The organism is Paenibacillus alginolyticus DSM 5050 = NBRC 15375, assembly GCF_000422905.1.
GTDB lineage: Bacteria > Bacillota > Bacilli > Paenibacillales > NBRC-103111 > Paenibacillus_E > Paenibacillus_E alginolyticus.
The window spans coordinates 62,435-78,758 of sequence record NZ_AUGY01000011.1; the positions used below are offsets into that span (position 1 = coordinate 62,435).

Genomic DNA, 16,324 nt, shown 5'->3' on the forward strand with positions numbered 1-16,324 from the left:
TTTGAATCATGAATTTCTGGGAAAAGCAGGAATCGACAATCCAATCGATAATATAATATAAAAAGACAAATACCGCCAATTTTCGGCAAGGAGAGTACAAACATGATGCATCCGCATACGGAACTGCGATACATTGATGACAAGATCGGTTTCGGGGTTTTCGCTACCAGGCTTATTCCCAAAGGGACGATTACTTGGGCACTCGATGATTTGGATCAAATTCTAGAGCCGGAAGCGGTTCAGGCGCTCGAGGAAGATAGGAAGAAGCTAGTTCTAAAGTACTCCTATCGCAATCAGGATGGGAAGTACATCCTTTGCTGGGACAATGGCCGTTATGTGAATCACAGCTTCCATGCTAACTGTATTGGAACGGCGTACGAGATTGAAATCGCGGTCCGTGATATTCACCCTGGGGAGCAGCTAACCGATGATTACGGCTCGCTGAATGTGGATGAACCGTTTGAATGCTTCCCGGAGGAAGGAACCGATCGAAGGCGAGTGATGCCCGGCGATTTGCAGCAATACGCTGATGTGTGGGATGCTCAGGCGTTAGACGCTTTCCAGCACTACTATGAGGTCGTACAGCCACTGGCGCATCTCATTCGCCCGGAATTTCAAAATAAAGTAGAAATCGCTGCTAAAGAGCAGCGATTGGTGGATTCCATTCGAGCCATTCATTTTGACCGTGATTCCAAGAATGTTGTCAAATGAGGAGCACGCTTCATTAAGTCTTGGAAAAATTCACGCTGCAGCGTGATAAAGACGACTGGTGAAAGTGTGTAAATTGTAGCAGTTCGGGGAATGTTGCGAAGTAAAGCCACTTCCCCAAAGAAATCGCCGTCGGACAGCACGGCAAGCCGATCATTGGTTCCGGTGCTGTTCTTTTTCAACACTTCGACCTTGCCCCTCACAATAATGTAAAACTTATCCCCCAGATCCCCTTCGTGGATGATCGTCCGCTCTTTGGCATAGGATTCCGTCACGAAAAAGTGGGATATATCTCGTAATAGCGATTCATCCATTCCTGAAAAAATCGGAAACAGCTTCAGCCGCCCCGAACTAACCTCCACGTGATAGCCGTCCTCGCTAATGTCAAAGCCAGTCTGCTTCGTCCACGATTGCTTATAACGTCCTTCCGGCAGCTTGAGTAATTCCTGGTGACTGCCTTGCTCGGTAACTTCGCCTTGATTCAGCACATAAATACAATCGGCATGCTCGGCTGACGCGAGACGGTGGGTCACGGATATGACCGTTCTGGTGGCCGTTATTTGTTGTAACGTCTTGTTGATCGCTGCCTCTGTGGACGGGTCAAGTGCCGAGGTCGCTTCATCCAGGATAAGAATGGCTGGGTTGCGAATGATAGCACGGGCGATCGCGACGCGCTGCCGCTGACCGCCGGATAGACGTCCACCACGCTCGCCGACATCCGTATCGTACCCATCTGGAAGACTCATGATGAAATCGTGGATTTCGGCTAAGCGTGCTGCCTCCATCACTTCCTCGTCACTAGCTTCGGGCTTGCCAAGGCGAATATTTTCACGAATGGACGATCGGAAGAGGAAACTTTCCTGAAACACGATCCCAATTTGAGAACGGAGCGATTGCAGCGCAATTTGACGGATGTCGGTTCCATCGTAGCGCACGGAGCCCATCTGCGGATCATAGAAGCGCATCAGCAAGTTAATGATCGTGCTTTTACCAGAGCCGCTGGCTCCAACAAATGCAGCAAAGGTACCTTTGGGAATCGTCAGACTGATGCCGTTCAAACTGCGCTGCTCTGGGCTATAAGCAAACGTGACGTTGCGAAATTCAATGTGGCGTTCAAAATGCGGCAGATGATCAGCTTGTTCGTTGCTGGGAACGCTCGGCTGCTCATCGAGCAGCTCACGGACTCGCTGCATACCGGATGTCGCTTCAATAAATTGAGGGGCAAGCCAGGTTATAGCCGCAACCAAATAGCTCAGGCTCAGTAGAATCGCGCTGAAGGCGAGCAGCGAACCAATAGAGAGGATGCCGTAGTAAGCTAACAGCGATCCCACGCAAATCGTCATCAAGTTCAATATCATCGTGCCCAAATTGGTCGTACGGTCAATCAGGAAGCTTAAGAAGCTGGATCGAGTCGATAACTTCCCGTACTGCAGCATACGATCGGCAAAGCGTCCAATCATTAACGGCTGAAGCCCGAACGCTTTAATCACCGGTTGCGCACTCACATTTTCCTGTACGGCTGTGGCGATGCTGGCCTGCTCTTCTTTTAACTGATAACTGGCATCATAAGCCTTCTGTCCGAATAATTTCGGGCCAATTAGACAGAGCGGTAATCCAATCACCGCAAGCAGCGCAAGCTGCCATTGAAGGACGAATAGCACCGCTACGTTCAAAATAAGCCCCAGTATGGATAAAAGCGCATAGGGGATCAGCTTGATAAACGTATCAATGGAAATGAGATCATTATTGAACCTAGAAACGATGTCGCCACCGTTAATTCGATGGAAGAAGTCGGTAGAGAGGCTCTGCAGCTTCTCAAAGAGCTGCTTATAGTAATTCGTCACGATGCGGGAGCCGAGACCTGCGAACATGCGATCACGGTACATGCCCACAACGACAGAAGCGAGTGCGCCTGAAACCATCAAGGACAGAATAAGCAGAAGCAGGTTATACTGCTTCGGAACGATGGCCAAATCAATTATGAATTTATAGCTGAGCGGCATGAACGTTTCGAAGGTCAGCTCTACCAAGAGAGCAGCAAGCAGAAGCGCGGTCTGCAGTTTGTACTGAAGGAAAGAGGAACAGAGCAGACGGACAAAGGAAAACATGAATAACCTCCCAGGACTAAAGAACCATTTCCTTTATTTTAACATCAGGTTTGGATTTGGTGTATAGCCCGTACGTAAGCTCACAAGAAAAGAATAATTTATCTGACATTCATATTCCGTAGAATCAATCCATGATACGATGTTGGAAATCTGCAGATGCGTGATATATGATGAGGGTAGAAGGGATCGTGACCGAGAATGTCAGAAGAACGATTAGCTGTATTAGAAGTCCATATCGATCAGGCTGGTTATGATGAGGTGCCAGATATTGTTAAAAATGTTCACTTTGATGTTCGACAAGGTGAACTGGTGGGTCTATTAGGTCCAAATGGAGCTGGCAAAAGCACGACGATTAAGAGCATCCTTGGTTTATTGAAGGATTTCAAGGGTAAAATCTCCTTTATGGGTGAACGAAAAAGCTATGCTTATATCCCAGAGCATCCGATTCTGTATGATGAGCTGACGTTATGGGAGCATATGGAATTTGCGGCTTCCGTCTACGATCTGGATCGAACGGTATTCCTAGAGCGTGCAGACGATCTTTTGCATCGGTTTCGACTGTTGGATGAGAAGCATCAACTGCCCGGAAAGTTTTCCAAAGGGATGCAGCAGAAAATTATGCTCATCCTCGGCTTTTTGAATAAACCAGATGTGTATATTGTGGACGAGCCTTTCATTGGATTGGATCCGAAAGCGATCAAAGATTTCCTAGGGATGTTGGATGAGGAACGCAAGCGCGGTGCAGGCATTCTGATGAGTACCCATGTGTTAGATACAGCAGAACGGATTTGCAGTTCGTTTGTACTTCTTTCAGGTGGCAGATTGGTAGCAAATGGAACACTGCAGGACATTCAGCAGCAATGCGGCATGCCTGACGCGCCATTGTTCGACTGCTTCCATTCGTTACTATGAAGGGGGACCATGGGTTGAAGAGTAGTTTTCAAGTTTTCACACGAAGAGTGCGCTCGGATTGGCATTTCCAGTATCGGGCTTTGCGAATGGCTGTGGATTGGGTCATTGCGATTTATTTTGTCATTCCACTGATGATTGTGGCTGGCTATCAATATTACTCCTGGTGGGCGACTCAGCCATCTTGGTTTAGTTGGATATCGATGTTTATGATTACGGTGGTCTTCTATGTGTTCACATGGCTGGGAACCATTCGATACTTTGTTGAAGAGGGGGACCAGCTTTTCCTCCGACAGAACCAGAAATGGTTTCGGCATCTCATGCTCCTTGGCTATAGATACTCTCTAGTGTTGCAAGGAATCACGACGTTAATATTGATGCTCGTATTTCTTCCTTTATTAGTTCAAACGTATTCCTATAGCGTGTTGCAAGTTATTTGTTTATGGTTGCTTACTTATTTGCTGAAAATTAACCTAGGGTTGCTTCGCCAATTGCTTGCACTTCGTGTATATGGAATTGTGCTTTGGTTGCTGCGGATTGTGATTTTTGTCGGACTTTTCTTCTTGTATCAACTGTTAGTTACAGAGGTAAGTCATAACACTTCCTATAGTTGGGCGGCAATTCTTCTTTTTCTAGTGCTGGTTGTTTTCTTAAGCCGAATACGGCTGCAAGAGAAAGGAGCTTTCTTCGCTGATATCGCTAGAGAAAGAGATTCACGGATGCGCATTGTCTCCCTGATGTTAATTCGTGTTGTTGAGCGGAAAAGAAAACCGACACGGAAGTATCCCCTCTTATTCGGGAAATCGCAGCGCTTGTTCAAAGGGAAAGGTGCCGGCAACGGAATCGCTGATTTATTAACGAAATCCTTTTTTAGAAATGGTACACAGTGGAAACAAACGATACAGTTCGTTGTTGTGATCGGTGGAGCTATGTTTATTTTGCCGGGTGCCCTTAAAATTACGATCTGGATCCTTGCTGCATGCCTATTGGTATTTTGGAGAAAATCTTTCTGTAAAGATGAATTGACAGCTCCGTTTCTGACTCTTTTTCCTATAAAGGACACAATGAAACATCAAGCTCTACAATCTGCAATTCCTATCCTTGTACTGCCAGCGCTGGTCTTAATCAGCCTATGTATGGGGATATCGTTCTTCACCTGGTGGGGACCTGTACTGATGGTCGGAGCAGCATTTCCGTTAGCCTATGGGACTTCTTCTGTATTTACAAGTTGGTATTGAGTAGGCATAAATAAAGGTAAGTTTTACTACGACTAAACATAAAACCAGCCCTTCCATTTTGCTTGGAAGGGCTATTGATTACGGGATCCTAGTAGTTTCGCAAGATGCAGGGTAAACGTATTTATGGCACCTTTCGTCAAATTGTACGCCATAATATGAGGATAGGCAATTCGCGTAACGCCTGAAGAGATGTTGATAATTCGCCCTCCGTCACGCAGAAGTTGCAAGGACTGCTGGACGAGGAAGAACGGTGCTTTTACATTAACTGCAAATATCGCGTCGAAATCCTTCTCCGTGGTTTCCTCCACTGTTTTGGAAGTTCCTATACCGGCATCATCTTCCCTAACGGGTAGCTATAGTTCAATATACAACACGAAACGGCAGCTGGCTTATGATCGGCTGCCGTTTTCTCACCTAAAGGGCAGGAGAGTTCTGTCTCATCCGTCAAAACTAAAGTCTATAGGGTTATAAAGACCGTCGGGGTCGATATATGTGTTATGGCGATGAGTGTATTCGATTTCCTTTTTCAATTGGTATTCTTTCATGAAATTACTTCATTTTGTATTAGTTAAATTTGACAAGCATGTTTATATTAATTGCATTTAGTCAAAGACTGCATTATGGGTAGAAGAACTAAGATAGGGAAGACAACAATGGAGGAAGAAATGGATCATTCTTGGAATAGGTTATGGCGAAGCTTTTTTACTGTATTTTCTGTTATTTTGTGGGCGAAATTTGCTTTGTTGCGATATTTCCTTTTTGAGAAAGTGGATCTTAAGTGGTGGCTTCTGGATTTAGTAAGCCTCCTTGTCATTACCGGGTTGATAGAGAATTGCTTCTCGAATCAGATAAAGCGGATCGTTTATTGGACTTTAAATGCAATTCTGTCCCTGATCTGTTTTGCTGCTACCCTTTATTTTGAACATTTTGGATCGGTTATTACCTATACATCAGTTTTGGAATTGAAGCAGATACTGCAAATTTCGTCTAGCATTAAAGCGACGATTCATCCCTTAGACTACTTATTTTTTGCCGATTTTATACTGCTATTTTTTATATGGCTTGCGACGAGAAGGAGCGGTTTTTCTCTGATTGTCAAACTGCCATTTCGGCGGTCTGTCATGATTATTTTGACACTAGTTTGTTTGGGAGTGTCGGTATGGTTTGTTAAAACAGACAAAGACATTTCGAATGAACTCGTCCGGGCTGAGCAGCTTGGCCTAATGAATTATGAGGCTTCTGTTGTCGTCAACGGTATAAGCGAAAAAAACAAAACGAATTTCGTTAATTTGAAGCAAGCACTAATGGTCATCAATCAAGTAGAAGATAGTTATGGATATAATCCCGGGGTCAATACTGACCAAAAGCCCAATTATTTTGCCTCGCAGCAAGGTATGAACGTTGTGGTTGTACAGATGGAGGCTTTTCAAAACTTTCTGATTCATCTTAGTTATCAGGGCAAGGAACTAACGCCTGTACTTAATAAGTTGGCGGAGGAAAGTTTCTACTTTCCGCATATCTTTCAACAGGTTGGACAAGGAAATACATCTGACGCTGAATTTATGTCCAATACGTCCATATATCCCACTGGAACGATTCCGATGTCAACAGGCTACGGGGATCGAAAGCTCCCAAGCCTACCAAGGCTGCTTGAAGACAAGGGGTACGAGGCGGATACGTTTCATGTGAACGAAATTCATTTTTGGGATCGGATCAAATTGTATCCTGCGATTGGGTTTACTCATTATTTTGACAAGCCGTTTTATACGAACGATAATTTCAATTCATTCGGGGCTTCCGATGAAGAACTGTTCCGTGTGGGAAGCGAAAAACTTACTGAGCTGCACGACCAAAAGAAACCTTTCTATGCTCAATTTATAACCGTATCAAGCCATTTTCCTTTCACAGTACCAACCAGGTTCGAGAAAATGCCAATACCGTCGGCGTTGGAGGGGCAGGAGATCGGAAATTACTTGCTTGCAACCAATTATACCGATTATGGGATTGGGACGTTGATCGATAAGTTGAAAGCTTCCGGTGTATGGGATCAAACACTTTTTGTGGCTTACGGAGACCATTTCGGCCTGCAGCCGGAAGATATTGATCCAGAAAAACTCAGCAGTGAATTGGGTATTCCTTACCACGCTCAAATCACACGCTATAACATCCCATTGTTTATTCATTTGCCGGGTCAAACGAATGGTAAAGTGATCAGCCAGGTAGGCGGACAGCTCGATATTATGCCTACGATTGCCAACTTGCTGGGCATTTCTTTAAAAGAGCAGGGATTCGTCCACTTTGGTCAAGATTTATTAAATATACAGAAAAACGTGATTGGCATGAGATATTATTTGCCTACCGGCTCTTTTTTCAATGACCATATTTTGTTTGTTCCTGGGAAAGGATTTGATGATGGAAAGGCTGTCTCATTGCAGACACTTCAGCCAGTTGTTGATTTCAAAACGTACCGCAGCGATTTTGACTACATCATGAAGTTAATGAAATTGTCAGATCAATATGTAAATATGCTTCCGAAACGTTAGCTTAAATTTCTTCCATAATTGGTATCAAAAGCGAACTATGAGGATGAAAAGCAGCGGAGTATAATGAATTCAGCATCAGGATGAAGGTTAAGGAAGTGAGGGGAAGAGTGCCGGATGGATAGAAGGTCTTTTTTGAAGTGGTTAGCGGCTGCTTTGTCTCTTCCTTTGCTTGGAGGATTAGGAAATGCCGCGCAGCGATATTGGGAATCGATGAATAAGCCATCGATACTTGCTCAATCGGCTCAGTCTACTTTTACTTCGGTAGTTTCCGATGATGAAGCGCTCATGTCCATGTATATCTTCAGCGACCTTCACATTTCGCAGGACCCTCAAACCCCTCGTAAAATGAAACAAGCCTTACAGGACTTAACATCATATGAAAATCTAGTTGATGCACTGATTATTACGGGGGATTTGACGGATACGGGGACGATGAGCGATTACCGTCTGCTATCGAGCATTTTAAGCAAATACAAGCTGCCTCCGATTGGCGCGAACATGGGAAATCATGAATATTACACAATTTGGACAGACGCTCATGGGGCTTGGAAAAAGTCGACGATGCCAAATGGTAAGACCAATGAGCTTTCCCGTCAGCAGTTTTTAACCTTTATGAACTATAGAAAGACGTATAACGAGATGACGATTAAGGGTTATACGGTACTTCTTTTGTCACAAGAAACCTACATTTTGGAAAAGCCCGAAGTTGGGGAAGGTGCCTGGTACTCGGATGAACAATTGGACTGGCTGGAGGAACGATTGTCCTCCGTTTCGAAAGATGGGAAGCCTGTTTTTGTTATGATCCATCAACCACTTCCGCCGGAGGGTGAGAATGGCGGAAGTCATTTTCTGATACGTGCCAAACGGTTTCGCGAGATTTTGCAGCCTTACCAGAATGTATTTGTATTTTGTGGTCACCGTCATCAAGATTTTACAAATGGCACGGAACATTATGTCAAGGAAACGTTTCATCTCTTTCACAATTCTTCAGTCACTAGGCCACTTGATCGAAATTATATTGAAATTTGGAAAGACCATGCACAAGGTATTTACTTGCAAGTATATCAAAATAAGGTGATTGTTCGGGGCAGGGAGTTCAGTAAACGCTCCTTCATTAAGGAAGCTTATTGGACAATTCCCCTACAGACAAAATCAAAAGTATTATTGTAATCGAGCTGGAAGCTACTTTGGTAGCTTCTTTTCATTTGTATGGAGGTGGGCATGGGTTTGAATATACTTGAAACAAGTGGATTTTTTTACTGTTTATTCGGCCAGACCGAACGAATAACCAACGTTGAGTAGTTCGCCGCGGATGATACCCGGTTACTTCTGATCCGCCCTGCTACTTCTTCCGAATATTCCGGCAAGACCTACAAGGCCTAGAAGATTCAGCACGCCCCAATCAATTCTGTTGTTCCCGGTTGCGGCGTTTACTGTATATATGCGGTAATCGCTGCCGATTCTTGCGGAAGATGCGGAGAACCCGTTCCCAGTAAATCCAGAACCGGAAAAGCCCGAAGCTCCATAAGGTCCGCCTTTATTCGTATATTTATTGTCACTAGATGTGAAATCGGTTTCCTCCGTAAAATGATTACCCGCATACGTTTGAAGCACTCCGTGAGTTCCTCCGTCCATGCTTTCGAAGACATATTTTTCCAAATTATCGACTTTCGCTCCGGTTTTCGTCTCCGTTAGAGCATAGTCACTTACGATCAAGCAACAAAAGAGAGACGAAATGAAAACGATATTTTTGATCATGCCATTACCCTCCAAGTAAGTACAATTTCCGAAAAGCAGTGCATCCTTTATCATTCCCACAATAGAATAATGCGTACGTGGAACCTTTTGTAAAAGGATCATTTCTCACCCAAAAGGACATATTACAAACATCAGGTAGGTATTGAATTTTAAGAGATACGAGAAACGCTAGCATAACAACACCCAGCGACTTCACCGTGAAGAATGAATATACATAGCGCTATACACAAATCACAATTTTTCATCGCATAGTGCGCCATTCTTTCTGTTACACCACATATTGTGAGAGCTATAAGAAGTTCGGTGACAAAAATATTTGATTAAGCTTCGAGAAACTTTAGTCGAAGAGAAGAGGCTGTTTTGAAGTGGCTTCTTTCTGGTTTTCGTTCAGGTAACGGGGATTTGATCATTGAGCTAACGCAGAACGAGAGTCTTAAACACCAAAAATGAGGCGAAAATCACATAAGTTTTATCATTTATTGCGGATTGATCAGGGAGTGTTAAATCCCTTGACATCAGAGAACTTTATAGTAATATAGAAATAATTGAATATGTTGAATTTTCTTATCAAGAGCAGGTGGAGGGACTAGCCCGATGAAACCCGGCAACCGACAAACCTTTGTTAAACAAAGGAATGCACGGTGCTAATTCTTGCGGAAACGCTGATCTTAAGCGAATCTGGGAGATAAGAGTGAGGATATGACTTTGAATTTTTATGACCTTTCTCTAATTCCAGGGAAGGTCATTTTTGTTTGCATTAACACAAACAAAACTAGTGTAATAGGAGGGACAAGATGGCGATCACGATACCTGACAATCTGCCAGCCAAAGAGACTTTAAACCAAGGGATCACTTTTACGATGAATGAGACAATCGAGTATCACCAGGATACTCGTACCCTTCGTATTTCTTCGTATAATTTGAAAAATTCGGTTATAGATCTTTCGTTTGAAAGTTTGCAGCATTGTAAGATTACCCATATAGAATGTTTTCGATTTGACAGTGAGCTTACAGAAAAGCTCATATTTGAACACAGCACAGATTATGTCTGTGGGCTAATTGCTCTCTCTACAAAGACGGGAGCATGTGGGTTAAGGGGATTTGCGATCCCTTGTAAAAGCATGAAGTGTGATACGGTTTTGTGGGCTGCTCCTTTTCAGCGAATAAAAGGTCTGACCTTGGTTGAGAGCTTGAACTACGTTCGACAAAAACAAGAGGCATGGGGACCCGTGAGATCCGAATTAATTGAATCTGCATTAATGGATCTAAATGGAAAACTTGGACCGGCATCAAAAAACAACAAGAATCAAAGATACATCTGGGATCGAGCATACTTATTTGACCATACGCAAGCGTACGTCTTTTTCTAAAAAATTCGACAAACCAGGTGAAGACTTGGAAGACTTGATTAGCATTGGAACCATCGGACATCACAATAAACTGCTGTCCTACATAGAAATGAGTGACATTAAAATGGTACCATTCTATCTTACTCAAGATATATATGGGAGTACTTTAATGTCACTGCGATTAAATTTTAGGAATGGAACCATTTTAATGTCAATAAGGAGACTATTTTAATGTCGCTGCTCTTTGAAGCTGACCCATCAATCCTTCATTTCTGCTAAATCGAGCTGGCGAACGCGCGCTTGATCGGCAATCATGTCGATCTCGGTGATCTTGCCATCCACAATTTTGAGTTCGAGTACGAAAAGCATTTGACCGCGAGGAGCAACAACCACGCCAACAGATCCGTTCACGAGCACCGGCCGTGCACCCTGGGCGCGACCAGCGAAGCCCTTGGCCACAGCTTCCGCACCGTGAACAAGTGGCCATGCTGCGACCAGAGGAAATGCAGGGTCTTGTCGGAGCACAACATCGGGGTCTAATACCGCAAGAAGCTTCTCAAAATCTCCAGAACGCGACGCAGCTAGGAAAGCATCTACAAGCTCCCGTTTTCGCTTGAACTCCTCCGAATCCGCAGTCGCTTTCGCTCCCTGAACCCGACGGCGTGCACGGCTCGCAAGTTGTCTGGCTGCAACCTCGTTACGGCCTATAATCGGGGCGATCTCCGAGAAAGAAAAGCGCGAAAATATCGTGCAATACGAATGAGATGCGTTCGGCGGGATTCAAATTTCCAAGGACCATCAGCATCGCAAGACCAACAGAGTCGGCCAACAATGTTTCGTGCTCAGGATTGCTTTCGTCCTGACGGCTATTAACCGGTTCAGGTACATTCACGAGCGTAAGCTCCTCACGCCGCGATTTACGAGTTCGCAGCATATCCAGACACACCCTAGAGACTATCGTTGTCAGCCATCCCCCCATATTCTCGACCTCTCTAGTATCTGTGCGGCTAAGACGAATCCATGACTCCTGTACTTCATCATCCGCTTCGTTTAATGATCCGAGCATCCGGTAAGCCACCGTTTGCAGATGATTTCTATGCGCCTCGAATTGTCCCACAAGCCAATCATGATCGTTCATACATCACATTCCTTCCTTCGGTTCCTTTTTACTTATATGTCGTACGAAACTGGGCAAACGTGACAACTGAGATGTACGAAATCTGCATTTTCTTATCCTAAAAAAAATTCACCGTATCCGTCACGTTTCCTTGCTGACTTACGACATAGTAAGTGACAAGGGAAAACCGATCATACGAAGAATACCGAGGGTTTCCCGGAAAGAACATTTAAACTAAGGAGATGATTGTTGTGAGTACTTGTTTGATCCCTTTTCTTGAAATGAACGGAAGTGCCCAGGAAGCAATAGATTTTTATGTGAAGGCATTGGATGCCAAGGTCGCCTATATGCTGCGATTCGGTGACATGCCGGAAGATCCCAAAGCTCCACTGCCTCCGGAAAAGAAGGACCAGGTTAATTACGCTATCTTGAAAATCGGCGATTCGGAACTACAGATTACAGATCATATCACTGGAAGCACCTACGAGAAGGGAACACAAATCACCATCGTTGTTCAAACCAACGATAAAGATAAAGCTACCAAATATTTTGAAGCATTGAAGGAAGATGGTCAAGTGAACGATCCGCTTCAAGCTAGTTTCTTCAGCCCCGCTTACGGCAATGTTACGGATAAATTCGGCATCACGTTCCGAATCCTTACAAAAGGTCGCCAGTAATCAATTAGTTGGGAATGAGTGGGCAGCTCTATAAGATGTTGGCAGAATAGTAATACGAAATTTATGGTACTTAAAATAAAGGGAGGAAATCCTAATGACTGTATTTTCCGTCGTTCTTCAAAGTTTGCTAGCCTTATACTATGCCTTTTCAGGAGGCGCCAAGATCGCAGGGGCCAAATACTGGGCTGATATTTTCAAGAATCTTGGACTACCGCAGTGGTTTCGTGTCGTCACAGGTATCGTCCAGTTAGTCGGAGCAGCATTACTCATCATCGGCTACTGGTATGTAGGGGCGGTCGCATGGGCTGGCATTTGGCTTGGAGTCACTATGTTATTGACGTGTCTCGCGCATTTCAGGGTCAAGGATCCAATCAGTAAGACAGCAGCGGCCATCGTTTTTACTGCGTTAATCATCATTCTAACCATTATTAATGCAGATGGTCTGATGCTTCCTCTATCTTAAGAAAGCATTATCTTTATTGTTTCCGACGACTGGTTTTGTCGGCTGATGGGCCAAAGAACGCCGCTGGCCAAATAATTTGTTGAAGTAACGAGGAACGATAGTTGAACATTCAACAAGAACAGTGTACTTTACTTTAAGGTAGGTAAGAGATCAAACAAGCCCAGTGCCGTTTTTGGCACTGGGCTTGTTTGATTAAGAACTATTTGACTAAAGCATTGTACACATTCGCTTCACCTGCGCCGTATAAAGCATCATTGCCGGTTGGGCCGTAATCGATCGCCGTTTTTTCGATTAACGCGGCAACTTGAGCAGGGTTCAACTCCGGATGAGCCGCTTTAATGACGCCTGCAATACCAGCCACTTTCGGAGCTGCCATGGATGTACCGTGGAGCAGCGCGTAGCTATGCAGGTTAGAAGTGAAGTACGAAGGCAAATAGGTAGGCCATGTGCTAAGCGCGCGATAGTGGAAATCCCGTTGGTTCAAATCCAGAGTTGCAGCATAGACGGGCCCATTGTCGCCGCCTGGTGCGGCTACATCAATTTGATTTTTTCCATAATTGGAGTAAAATGCGATACTGTTCGTCGACCACTTGTTCGAGGAAGAAACATTGATGACACCATTGATTTGGCCAGGTGTTTCTGTTGTTTTCCCTTTAAATACAAAGCTAGGGGAACCGTATGTAGCGTTTAGATAATCAGTCATCGCTTTGTTATCGCGTAGGTTGAGACCTTCATTTCCAGCTGCTGTTACCACCGTTACATTATGGTTCACAGCATATTGAATAGCACGTTTCCAAAGCAAAATGTCAGCAACATCCGAATATTTGGTTCCATCAATATAATACTTTTGGGAGTCAAAGCCGCCGATCGACATGTTAATGACGTCAACCTTATCATTCGCTGCCTGAACGATAGCAGCTACAATCCAGGCCGTAGGCGCACCTTGTCCGCCGGGAAATACACGGTAGGAGCGGATGCCAAGATTCGGGCCGACACCTCTGACTTTGCCGTTCCCAGCAATGGAACCTGCCACATGCGTTCCGTGTCCTGCGCGGTCCAGTAGATCGTTAGGATCACCAGTTTCACTGGTATCTGTTCCTGCGGGTACAAAGTTCATGCCACCGAGGAAGTTAGCTTTTAAGTCGGGATGATTGGCATCAATACCGCTGTCGATAACGCCTACAATGGCCTTATGCGTGCTGCCTGAGCCGCCGGTTTCAATGGCAAACGAAGCTCCGTTATTCGTCACTTTCTTAATGTCCCACTGATAATCCCAGTAGCTGTTCGTTGTTTCCGGCTGGGGAATATCTGTAACGGGCTGACCGTCAGCTGTGGAGGGATCTACTGTACCATCGCTTAGCTTATGTACCATCTGAACGTTAGCAGCAGCAATATCCTTGACTGACTGCAGCTTGGTCATAAATTCAGTGCTGGACGAACGCACCTCCAATCCTCCAATCTCAGGAATAGCCCGAATAACTTGCCCGCTGTTGTTCCACCTGTGCTGCTCTTCGATGCTGCCATTGCAGATATGCCGCCACCCATTACAGTTGAGACAGCCAAAATGCTGGATACGGCCAGGGTTGTCCACTTACGCTTCATAGTAGTCCTCCTTCAATTTGTGTCAATTAAATCTAAATTAGCAAAAGTCCATCTCACCTTTGTTTGAAACTTAAGCGAAATGACGTTTCATTCGGACTGGAATCAAACGTGACGTCTCCCTTATTTTTGGTCATAATTTGCTTACATATGGCGAGCCCAAGACCAGTACCATCCTTTTTGTTGGTCACAAATGGAATGAACAGTGAGTCCTTTATCTCTGGAGGGATTTCAGGGCCATTATTGGAAATGATAATTAAGAATTCATCATCTTCCAGCATGGAAGCGATCTTTAATCCTTTCTCGCCTTCCTTTTCTGACAACGCGTCCAAGCTATTGTTCAGAATATTTGAAAGAACCTGTTGAATGGCTATTTTTTGAACCTTGAGCTTAATATCATCCCCTTGCTGAAAAATTAACTCAATATTATCGTTTACTAATCTAGGCGCAAGCATTGCTAGGACATTGTCGATAATCGATGTAGAAGACACTTCTTCAAAACTTTCCTCAATGGCATCCTTTTTTGAAAAACTGAGGAATCCTGCGATCTGCATCTGAATGCTTAGAAGTTCACTTTCAATCGTATCCAGATACGAGCTAATTTTTTGGTAATTTTGAATCGATAGTTGCTTGCGCAAGATTTTTAAAAAACCAAGTATGGCTGTCAATGGATTTCTGATTTCATGCGCCATGCTTGCCGCCATCTTTCCGATAATCGTCAGGCGGGCTTCATGCAGCTCCGTGATCGTCTGTTCTTGACCCGACAGCAGTTCTTTCGTAATGGTGTTGTATTGATGGAGAAAATATCTTTCATATAAGCTGACCCGAGCAATAATTTTCCTAGTCAGACTCATGGAAATCGTCTTCCCTCTAGGGTTTTCTTGAATTAACCATAAAATGGCGTCAATCCACAGTTGACTGCTATGTACAACATGGCTAATAGAAACATTTCTCTTCAAAAACACTTTTTGGGACTCAGGGATTGCTAGGAAACGAGAATGCTCTGCCGCGGGAATGTGAAGGTCTGACATATATGTATAGAAGCCTTCCGCATCTTTTTTTAGAACTTTTCTGTCATATTCAGGATAACAATGAATGAACTCGCGAATCCACTTCGTAATAATCTGATTTTTATATTTTTTTATGATCATCAGGTGCTTCTCATCGGTCATCACATTTGCTCCCTATAGAGGATATTCTTTATTAGGGTTCGACGAAATAAGAACAGTTCCTGTTCCTTCGTGTATATTTAGTAGGAAGCCACACGAGCAGAAGCGAATACCTAAACTATTTTTCATATACATGTTGACAATAACTGGTTCAAGGCATATATTTATCTTAAATTAAAGATATTTGAATCCGAGATATATACAGGGGTGATAGGAATGCCCATTCAACTAGATGATGCTCATGAGACTTCCCTTAAGTTGTTTGTTGTTCTTTCCAAGGCTTACAAAGCGATCACGGAGCAAGCTGTAAAGGATGCGAAACGATACGGGTTGTCACCTTCAGAATTTATGATTCTTGAAGTGCTGTATGCGAAGGGGAAGATTCCTTTGCAGCAAATTGGAGAGAAAATATTAATTACAAGCGGCAGCATCACTTACAATATCGACAAATTGGAGAAAAAGGATCTTTTGAGACGGGTACCTTCCAATGAAGATCGCAGGGTGATCTATGCTGAAATTACGGACGCTGGGAATGAATTGTTTAATCGGATCTTTCCCGAGCATGCCGCAAAAATCCATTCTTTAATGAAGGCTGTTACGCAAGAGGAGCAGCTAGTGGCAATTGAACTGATCAAGAAATTGGGGAAAGGAGTGCTGGAAGGGTAGGCATGGGTAGGTTGGTTGGC

14 protein-coding genes, 2 pseudogenes and 1 riboswitch are annotated in these 16,324 nt (G+C 44.1%); of the genes and pseudogenes, 9 read left to right on the plus strand and 7 right to left on the minus strand.

The window, feature by feature from the left end:
* The first annotated feature begins 102 nt into the window (after window positions 1–102).
* Window positions 103–711: an SET domain-containing protein gene (locus tag G519_RS0105505; protein WP_029193832.1), complete on the plus strand. Its 609-nt coding sequence runs from the start codon at window positions 103–105 to the stop codon at window positions 709–711.
* Here the strand turns inward: G519_RS0105505 and G519_RS41845 are convergent.
* Window positions 675–2,816, minus strand: coding sequence for an ATP-binding cassette domain-containing protein (locus G519_RS41845; RefSeq protein WP_051253110.1), 2,142 nt, complete (start codon window positions 2,814–2,816; stop codon window positions 675–677). The two genes, G519_RS0105505 and G519_RS41845, sit on opposite strands and share 37 nt — an antisense overlap.
* Window positions 2,817–3,014: 198 nt before the next feature.
* On the opposite strand from G519_RS41845, the gene G519_RS0105515 reads away from it, so the two are divergent.
* Together G519_RS0105515 and G519_RS0105520 are read left to right on the plus strand one after the other, a co-directional pair.
* A complete protein-coding gene (locus G519_RS0105515) occupies window positions 3,015–3,728 on the plus strand; it encodes an ABC transporter ATP-binding protein (RefSeq protein WP_029193833.1) in 714 nt (237 codons plus the stop codon).
* A 14-nt stretch (window positions 3,729–3,742) separates the two neighbouring features.
* The gene (locus G519_RS0105520; protein WP_029193834.1) at window positions 3,743–4,963 is read left to right on the plus strand and encodes an ABC transporter permease; all 1,221 of its coding nucleotides are present in this window, start codon (window positions 3,743–3,745) and stop codon (window positions 4,961–4,963) included.
* A gap of 80 nt (window positions 4,964–5,043) precedes the next feature.
* Here G519_RS0105520 and G519_RS41850 read toward each other — a convergent pair.
* Window positions 5,044–5,301, minus strand: a pseudogene (locus tag G519_RS41850) (SDR family NAD(P)-dependent oxidoreductase); the annotation flags it as partial.
* A gap of 327 nt (window positions 5,302–5,628) precedes the next feature.
* On the opposite strand from G519_RS41850, the gene G519_RS0105530 reads away from it, so the two are divergent.
* Both G519_RS0105530 and G519_RS0105535 read left to right on the plus strand, forming a co-directional pair.
* The gene (locus G519_RS0105530; protein WP_029193835.1) at window positions 5,629–7,506 is read left to right on the plus strand and encodes an LTA synthase family protein; all 1,878 of its coding nucleotides are present in this window, start codon (window positions 5,629–5,631) and stop codon (window positions 7,504–7,506) included.
* A gap of 114 nt (window positions 7,507–7,620) precedes the next feature.
* A complete protein-coding gene (locus G519_RS0105535) occupies window positions 7,621–8,676 on the plus strand; it encodes a metallophosphoesterase family protein (protein WP_029193836.1) in 1,056 nt (351 codons plus the stop codon).
* Window positions 8,677–8,829: 153 nt separating this feature from the next.
* On the opposite strand, the gene G519_RS0105540 is transcribed toward G519_RS0105535, so the two are convergent.
* Window positions 8,830–9,264: a hypothetical protein gene (locus tag G519_RS0105540; RefSeq protein ID WP_029193837.1), complete on the minus strand. Its 435-nt coding sequence runs from the start codon at window positions 9,262–9,264 to the stop codon at window positions 8,830–8,832.
* A 561-nt stretch (window positions 9,265–9,825) separates the two neighbouring features.
* Window positions 9,826–9,956, plus strand: a riboswitch (SAM riboswitch).
* Between the two features lie 102 nt (window positions 9,957–10,058).
* Here G519_RS0105540 and G519_RS0105545 point away from each other — a divergent pair.
* Window positions 10,059–10,634, plus strand: a complete 576-nt coding sequence (locus G519_RS0105545; protein WP_029193838.1) for a hypothetical protein — start codon at window positions 10,059–10,061, stop codon at window positions 10,632–10,634.
* 237 nt (window positions 10,635–10,871) lie between these two features.
* On the opposite strand, the pseudogene G519_RS41855 reads toward G519_RS0105545, so the two are convergent.
* Window positions 10,872–11,751, minus strand: a pseudogene (locus tag G519_RS41855) (sigma-70 family RNA polymerase sigma factor).
* Between the two features lie 221 nt (window positions 11,752–11,972).
* Between G519_RS41855 and G519_RS0105555 the strand changes: the two are divergent.
* Together G519_RS0105555 and G519_RS0105560 are read left to right on the plus strand one after the other, a co-directional pair.
* The gene (locus G519_RS0105555; protein WP_307720068.1) at window positions 11,973–12,407 is read left to right on the plus strand and encodes a VOC family protein; all 435 of its coding nucleotides are present in this window, start codon (window positions 11,973–11,975) and stop codon (window positions 12,405–12,407) included.
* A gap of 94 nt (window positions 12,408–12,501) precedes the next feature.
* The gene (locus G519_RS0105560; protein ID WP_029193840.1) at window positions 12,502–12,870 is read left to right on the plus strand and encodes a DoxX family protein; all 369 of its coding nucleotides are present in this window, start codon (window positions 12,502–12,504) and stop codon (window positions 12,868–12,870) included.
* 199 nt (window positions 12,871–13,069) lie between these two features.
* On the opposite strand, the gene G519_RS41860 is transcribed toward G519_RS0105560, so the two are convergent.
* Genes G519_RS41860 through G519_RS47250 form a run of 3 tightly spaced genes read right to left on the minus strand, consistent with a single transcriptional unit; the run spans window position 13,070 to window position 15,641 of the window.
* Window positions 13,070–14,314 carry a S8 family serine peptidase gene (locus G519_RS41860; RefSeq protein ID WP_244280021.1) on the minus strand — a complete coding sequence of 415 codons (1,245 nt, stop codon included), beginning with the start codon at window positions 14,312–14,314 and terminating at the stop codon, window positions 13,070–13,072.
* On the minus strand, window positions 14,287–14,472 hold the full coding sequence (locus tag G519_RS51995; protein ID WP_244280022.1) for a hypothetical protein: 186 nt from the start codon (window positions 14,470–14,472) through the stop codon (window positions 14,287–14,289). Before G519_RS51995 ends, G519_RS41860 begins: the two co-directional genes overlap by 28 nt.
* 53 nt (window positions 14,473–14,525) lie before the next feature.
* Complete coding sequence (locus tag G519_RS47250; RefSeq protein ID WP_051253112.1) at window positions 14,526–15,641, minus strand: sensor histidine kinase; 1,116 nt, start codon at window positions 15,639–15,641, stop codon at window positions 14,526–14,528.
* A gap of 213 nt (window positions 15,642–15,854) precedes the next feature.
* Between G519_RS47250 and G519_RS0105575 the strand changes: the two genes are divergently transcribed.
* A complete protein-coding gene (locus tag G519_RS0105575) occupies window positions 15,855–16,304 on the plus strand; it encodes a MarR family winged helix-turn-helix transcriptional regulator (RefSeq protein ID WP_029193841.1) in 450 nt (149 codons plus the stop codon).
* The last annotated feature ends 20 nt before the right edge of the window (window positions 16,305–16,324 follow it).

What these genes read in the sequence shown, in the direction of transcription:
- G519_RS0105530 (WP_029193835.1), top strand. Translation starts at nt 5,629, where the DNA reads ATGGATCATTCTTGGAATAGGTTATGGCGAAGCTTTTTTACTGTATTT.
- G519_RS0105540 (WP_029193837.1), bottom strand. Translation starts at nt 9,264, where the DNA reads ATGATCAAAAATATCGTTTTCATTTCGTCTCTCTTTTGTTGCTTGATC.
- G519_RS0105535 (WP_029193836.1), top strand. Translation starts at nt 7,621, where the DNA reads ATGGATAGAAGGTCTTTTTTGAAGTGGTTAGCGGCTGCTTTGTCTCTT.
- G519_RS0105555 (WP_307720068.1), top strand. Translation starts at nt 11,973, where the DNA reads ATGATTGTTGTGAGTACTTGTTTGATCCCTTTTCTTGAAATGAACGGA.
- G519_RS41845 (WP_051253110.1), bottom strand. Translation starts at nt 2,816, where the DNA reads ATGTTTTCCTTTGTCCGTCTGCTCTGTTCCTCTTTCCTTCAGTACAAA.
- G519_RS0105505 (WP_029193832.1), top strand. Translation starts at nt 103, where the DNA reads ATGATGCATCCGCATACGGAACTGCGATACATTGATGACAAGATCGGT.
- G519_RS51995 (WP_244280022.1), bottom strand. Translation starts at nt 14,472, where the DNA reads ATGAAGCGTAAGTGGACAACCCTGGCCGTATCCAGCATTTTGGCTGTC.
- G519_RS47250 (WP_051253112.1), bottom strand. Translation starts at nt 15,641, where the DNA reads ATGACCGATGAGAAGCACCTGATGATCATAAAAAAATATAAAAATCAG.
- G519_RS0105575 (WP_029193841.1), top strand. Translation starts at nt 15,855, where the DNA reads ATGCCCATTCAACTAGATGATGCTCATGAGACTTCCCTTAAGTTGTTT.
- G519_RS0105515 (WP_029193833.1), top strand. Translation starts at nt 3,015, where the DNA reads ATGTCAGAAGAACGATTAGCTGTATTAGAAGTCCATATCGATCAGGCT.
- G519_RS0105545 (WP_029193838.1), top strand. Translation starts at nt 10,059, where the DNA reads ATGGCGATCACGATACCTGACAATCTGCCAGCCAAAGAGACTTTAAAC.
- G519_RS0105560 (WP_029193840.1), top strand. Translation starts at nt 12,502, where the DNA reads ATGACTGTATTTTCCGTCGTTCTTCAAAGTTTGCTAGCCTTATACTAT.